The organism is Lactiplantibacillus sp. YT640, from assembly GCF_049745435.1.
Classification (GTDB): Bacteria; Bacillota; Bacilli; order Lactobacillales; family Lactobacillaceae; genus Lactiplantibacillus; species Lactiplantibacillus plantarum.
The window spans coordinates 1-4930 of the sequence record NZ_JBMNVY010000069.1 but is presented as its reverse complement, the minus strand read 5'-3'; the positions used below and the strand labels follow the sequence as shown (position 1 = coordinate 4930).

Genomic DNA, 4930 nt, shown 5'->3' with positions numbered 1-4930 from the left:
GTGGTGACTTCATTTTATAGGACTCAGGCTATGAGTTCTTTTTTATTTTTTTCTTACTTGTTGCACTTCAATTGTAAATTCGTCACCAATAATGCGTTATCCGATTGTTAATTCGACAAAACTGGGAACAATGATGAATGAGTTAGTCGTTGATGAGTTTTTAAATCAACCTGTGTTGGTTCCTGAACTTTCAGAACAACAAAAAATTGGATCATTCTTTAAACAACTAGATGGAACTATCACTCTTCATCAGCGTAAGCTTGAAAAACTCCAGGAACTAAAAAAAGGGTATCTACAAAAGATGTTTTGCTGAGCTTAATTTGATCAAATTTAGGATCCTATGAAACCCCATGACTTAATTTTTATTGTGCTTGGTCAACACTTAATTCACCTGTATAATGGATTACGCAGGAAGTTTTAAGGGCGGTGGCTGTCTTTTCCCTTGCGAGGTGAGGCCCATGGGAACATGGAATAATCTTCAGGAAGGTTTCACAGTCAATGAGCGTCTTCCAGACACTCTCGTTGATGTTGCTATTTGCAATGTTTATTTTAGCGTTGCTAACATACATCGACAAAAGGAACAAATAAAAAAGCCGCCCCGATTATAACTTTGGCGAGTTACGGGACGACAGTATCGTTTAGTTAACTAATGCCACCGCCTTTGAAGCGGCTTGCATGGGAAGTCTTGTTAGCGCAGGGCTTCCTTTTTATGTCTCCATTATAGCATGCCCTTTAAAAACTGGCTAACGTTTTAGACTTTGATCGGGTTCAGAATCTGGTTGTTTAATTTCTGGATTCTTTTTAGCAAATGCTTGCAGCTGTTTTTGCGTTCGATTACTGATTTTCTGGTGTACATCATTTAATTTATTTTTTAGTTCTGATTTTTGTTGTGGATTCGTTGCTTGCTGAACTTGTTGTTGCAAGCTTCGATAGGACTTATTAAGTGTTTGGGCTGATAGCTTTTTTAAATCATGCTCAGGCTCTTTTTGTGTTTCTTGTAAGCCTAATTGTTTGGTTAAGCCATCGCTAAGCTCAATCACTTTGTTGCTAACTTGCTGGATTTCACTTAAAGCACTATGGATCACAGCTGTATCTTTAGCCCAGGTAGCCACATAACCGAGCGAATAGTTACTGGTATCAACGCCAATATTTTGCATGGCAACATATGCGACCGCTTCGGCCTGGGTTTCCTGATAGGCTCGTGGCCGATCTTTAAAGGCTGATTTTAAGCCGTGTAGCTGGCTATGCGCATATTCGTGGTATAACGTCTTTAGTTTCAAAGCATTGTCGGGCTCATCGCCACCAATGACGATTTCATTAGTGCTGGGTTGAAAATACCCCTTAGCCCCATTTAGCGTCGCTAAAGGCACTTCACTGACTTTAAGGTCAGTTTGCTGGTTTAAATAATCTTTGAACGCGTTATATAAGCTTGTCACATTCTGATGATCGGCCAAATTTTCTTTGACAAAGTCTTTAGCACTTAACACTGGTTCACCGCTAGTTTGTGCCACATCAAAGACGGGTAGATAGCGATAACCGACAATGGCGCGCTCATCGGTGGTATCAAGATGCTTCTGCTCGGCTGGTGTTAGCTTCTTAATGATCGGAGCCGCAATCCGAATCGCTTTTGCGCCCCGGTTGACGGTGCGGTTAAAAGCCGTCTGCCATTGCTTAAAACCGGCGACTTGAGTGGCTTGAGGATTTTGCACATAAATTAAATCAATGTTTCTAGCGCTATAATGATGAAATTTAGCCAGGGTATTAAGATACTGTTTAAATCGGTCACTATCGGTTAATTTTAGGATTTGTTGTTCGGCTTGGGCGACTAATTGTGCTTTCCAGGCTTTAACGTCTGCTTTACTCGGCATTGTCTACCCCTCCTCATCTTCAAAAATATCATTCAATATAGGGGCTACGTTGATTTGAATCGGGGTCGTGCCATAAAGGGCAACGTAGCCATCGGCTAATTTTTGCCAGGCCACTTGATAATAAGACCCATTTCCAGTAATTTCTTTTAAATACTTATAGGCTCCTTTAGACTGCAAAACTGGTAATTCACTCCCAATGACTGTTAATTCGTTATCCATTTCATGATCTCCTTTGCTTTGTTAATCTCACCCGTTGTTCAGGTTTACTTTTAGGGTTGTAAAAGTGAACCTAAATGACGGGTTCACCAACCGGAACGTAGCGCAGGGCGGTAGGCAGGGTCTAATCAAAATCAAAACTTAATTTATGGCCGTCAAGCTTTAACTTGGCGTCAAACGACTTTCCTTTTTTGCTCTTGAAACCCTTTAATTTGCTGGTTTCACCCTTGGTAACTAACGCTTTAATTGCGGTCTTCCCGAGCGCCTTGCTACTCCATTTCTTGGGTAGGGTAAAGTCCTCGCCTTGCTTGGGTTTCACAATGTAAAACTTTTGTTTATTTATGACAGTTACTTGTGGTGTTTCTAAGAAGACCTCGTCGGACTTTTGTGCTTGCTGTTGGTGATTGATTTGTTGCTTAATGGCTGCACTGCCAGTTAATTGCGTGGGAACATCAGCAATCAATTTTGCCACGAACTTTTTGATTTGGTTCAAAAAGTTATCCGGGGTGCGTTCTTCGGTACTGATTTGTTGTAACGCTTGCTCCCATTTTGCTGTCATCTCTGGGCTAGTTAACAAGGGTTCGAGTTCAACCGCTTTACATAAAGTAATCCCCGCTTCACTGACGTGGAGCTTGTTCTTTTCAGTAACTAAATAGCCGCGCTTCTTTAACACTTCCAGCACATTTGCCCGGGTTGCACTCGTTCCAATGCCTTGCACATCTTTAAGAATCGCTTGGGCTTCTTCATCATCAAGTGTTTTACCGGCCGTCTTCATTGCCGTAATTAAGGTGCCTTCGGTAAAGGGCACCGGTGGTGTCGTTTCTTTTTGCGGTGTTTGCAGATTTGCTTGGACTTGATCGCCTTGGTGAACGAGCGGTAAAGTTGCTACTTCTTGCTGCTCGGTTTTGGTTTCATCAAATAAAGCTTGCCAGCCTTGCTTAGTTGGGACCTTACCGGTTGCTTTAAAATTGGCGTCACCAACTTGGGTAATAATGGTGGCTTCCTCGTACTCGTACGGATCAGCAAACATCGCTAACGTCGTTCTTAAAACCAAGTCATAGACTTGTTGCTGTAATTTAGGTAAGGCAGCTAATTGATCTTTCGTCGGGACGATTTTAGTCATGATAATGGCGTAGTGTTCTTCAACCTTCTTTCCATTAACATAGCGCTTATTCGGGGCGGTATTGGTTAAAGCGACTTGCTTAGAGACTAAACCCAGATACTTCGTCAGATTAGCCATTAAATACTCAAATTCTTCATCAGTGATATAAGCACAATCGGTGCGGGGATAACTGAGCAGTTTGTCTTCGTATAAGCTTTGAATAGCCGCTAAGGTTTGGCTGGCGCTGGCGTGATAACGTTTATTCATGGCACTTTGGAGACTAGATAGCGAGAATAGTTGGGGACTAGCTCGTTTTTTGCCTTGCTTTTGGACGTCCTTGATTAAACCGGACTGTGAGCCTTTCTGAACGTTTTTAGCTTGCATGAATGTTATTAGCCCTGTTTCGTCTTTAAATCGCTGATAGGGGTCTAATTTTGCGACGAATTTTTGCTGATTAGCAAGAATTTCAGCATTTAGTTCAAAATAGGGTTCCGGCTTAAAGTTTTTGATTGCCTGGTCTCTTTGATAGACCATACACAAGGCTGGCAGCTATAGGTAACTAATCGAGCACGCTCTACGCACCAAATTTTTATCAATATAAAATACATTATGGGCTACCATTCATACCAATTAACCAGTCGCTAATTTTGTGATTACAAGTGCATGCCCCCATCTTCATGCCGGTTTCGAGTTTGGTGTTGCCGTTGCTTTTTCGTCATTTCCCACTCAGTCTCCTTTAAACCTTGCGCCTGTTTTTGCCGTTCGTAATCTTCATCACGGGCATATAGGGCGGTCATGATTGCGTTACTAAAGGCCGTCTTTAAGTAGTAGCTTGGACTAACTGGCTTGTAATTTAGCGGTTGATAATGTCCAATATTTACTTTTCTATACTGGTCGTCCTTGGCTTGTTGCCCTTTTAACTGCTTTTGGATTTTCTCGATCTGACTGTTCTTAATCGTCGGATCGGCTTTGCATTCACCCAAAAAGAGTTGTTTAGTGCCATCATGCTTTAAAACCCGTTGTAAGTGATGATTTTCTAACTGATCTAAGCTAAGCTGTCCCGATAAATAAGCTAGTCCTTGTTGATGTTCTTGGGGACTGAACACCTGTGGTGGATTTGCTTGCCACTGTGCGATTGTTTCAACCTTGCATGGTTTTAAAGCTGGATCATAGTACATCACAGCTGTATAGGCCTGTTCCTGTTTAATCATTGGTAATTCATTAAAATCGCCGTTAGGAAAGGCTCTTCTTAAAACTTCCTGGTATTGGGTTTGAATAACTTGCTTCACAGCCATGATTGTTCGCAAATCTTTGACTGCGCAAGTAATCTTTTGCTGCTCGGTTGGTGAATACTTTTCTAGTAGACCTTGATCAACGTGTTCTAGACTTTCTAAGCTATCATCATGAATCATCAGCGTATATTTAAGCTCGATTTTGACTTCCTTTTCTTGTTGCATTAATAACTGCCAGCTGGTATATGGCCGCTTGGTAAAGGTCAATAATTGTCGGGTCAATAAATCATCACGAATATTCATTAAACGTTCGTTTAATTCACTGCCTTTGAAAATCGTTTGTTCACTATTAGTTTCTTTAATCAATTCCCGTCGTTCAGCCGCGGTTATCTGTTCAAAATCAAGCTCTGGATAAATTTTTTTAGTCGTGCGATCAACTACTTTATTTAAGAGTTCGTCTGCTTTTTTTAGTGAACTTTCTTGTTGGTTAATCGTCAATAATTGCTTAGTGA

4 protein-coding genes and 2 pseudogenes are annotated in these 4930 nt (G+C 41.3%); 2 read left to right on the top strand and 4 right to left on the bottom strand.

The window, feature by feature from the left end; translation table 11 throughout:
• Positions 1 to 85: 85 nt before the first annotated feature.
• Both ACOV1R_RS15835 and ACOV1R_RS15830 read left to right on the top strand, forming a co-directional pair.
• Positions 86 to 313, top strand: a pseudogene (locus ACOV1R_RS15835) (restriction endonuclease subunit S); the annotation flags it as partial.
• A gap of 185 nt (positions 314 to 498) precedes the next feature.
• Positions 499 to 588: a putative holin-like toxin gene (locus ACOV1R_RS15830; protein WP_072672334.1), complete on the top strand. Its 90-nt coding sequence runs from the start codon at positions 499 to 501 to the stop codon at positions 586 to 588.
• 155 nt (positions 589 to 743) lie between these two features.
• Here the strand turns inward: ACOV1R_RS15830 and ACOV1R_RS15825 are convergent, their stop codons facing one another.
• From ACOV1R_RS15825 to ACOV1R_RS15810, 4 genes and pseudogenes are all read right to left on the bottom strand, one after another.
• On the bottom strand, positions 744 to 1868 hold the full coding sequence (locus ACOV1R_RS15825; RefSeq protein ID WP_219033558.1) for an ArdC-like ssDNA-binding domain-containing protein: 1125 nt from the start codon (positions 1866 to 1868) through the stop codon (positions 744 to 746).
• 3 nt (positions 1869 to 1871) lie between these two features.
• A complete protein-coding gene (locus ACOV1R_RS15820; protein WP_219033557.1) occupies positions 1872 to 2087 on the bottom strand; it encodes a hypothetical protein in 216 nt (71 codons plus the stop codon).
• 121 nt (positions 2088 to 2208) lie between these two features.
• Positions 2209 to 3720 (bottom strand): DNA topoisomerase, encoded by a 1512-nt coding sequence (locus ACOV1R_RS15815; protein WP_219033556.1) that lies wholly within the window; start codon positions 3718 to 3720, stop codon positions 2209 to 2211.
• A gap of 119 nt (positions 3721 to 3839) precedes the next feature.
• Positions 3840 to 4930: pseudogene (locus ACOV1R_RS15810) on the bottom strand (MobQ family relaxase); the annotation flags it as partial.

Coding starts and splice junctions, on each gene's coding strand:
- ACOV1R_RS15830 (WP_072672334.1), top strand. CDS start 499: ATGAGCGTCTTCCAGACACTCTCGTTGATGTTGCTATTTGCAATGTTT.
- ACOV1R_RS15825 (WP_219033558.1), bottom strand. CDS start 1,868: ATGCCGAGTAAAGCAGACGTTAAAGCCTGGAAAGCACAATTAGTCGCC.
- ACOV1R_RS15820 (WP_219033557.1), bottom strand. CDS start 2,087: ATGGATAACGAATTAACAGTCATTGGGAGTGAATTACCAGTTTTGCAG.
- ACOV1R_RS15815 (WP_219033556.1), bottom strand. CDS start 3,720: ATGGTCTATCAAAGAGACCAGGCAATCAAAAACTTTAAGCCGGAACCC.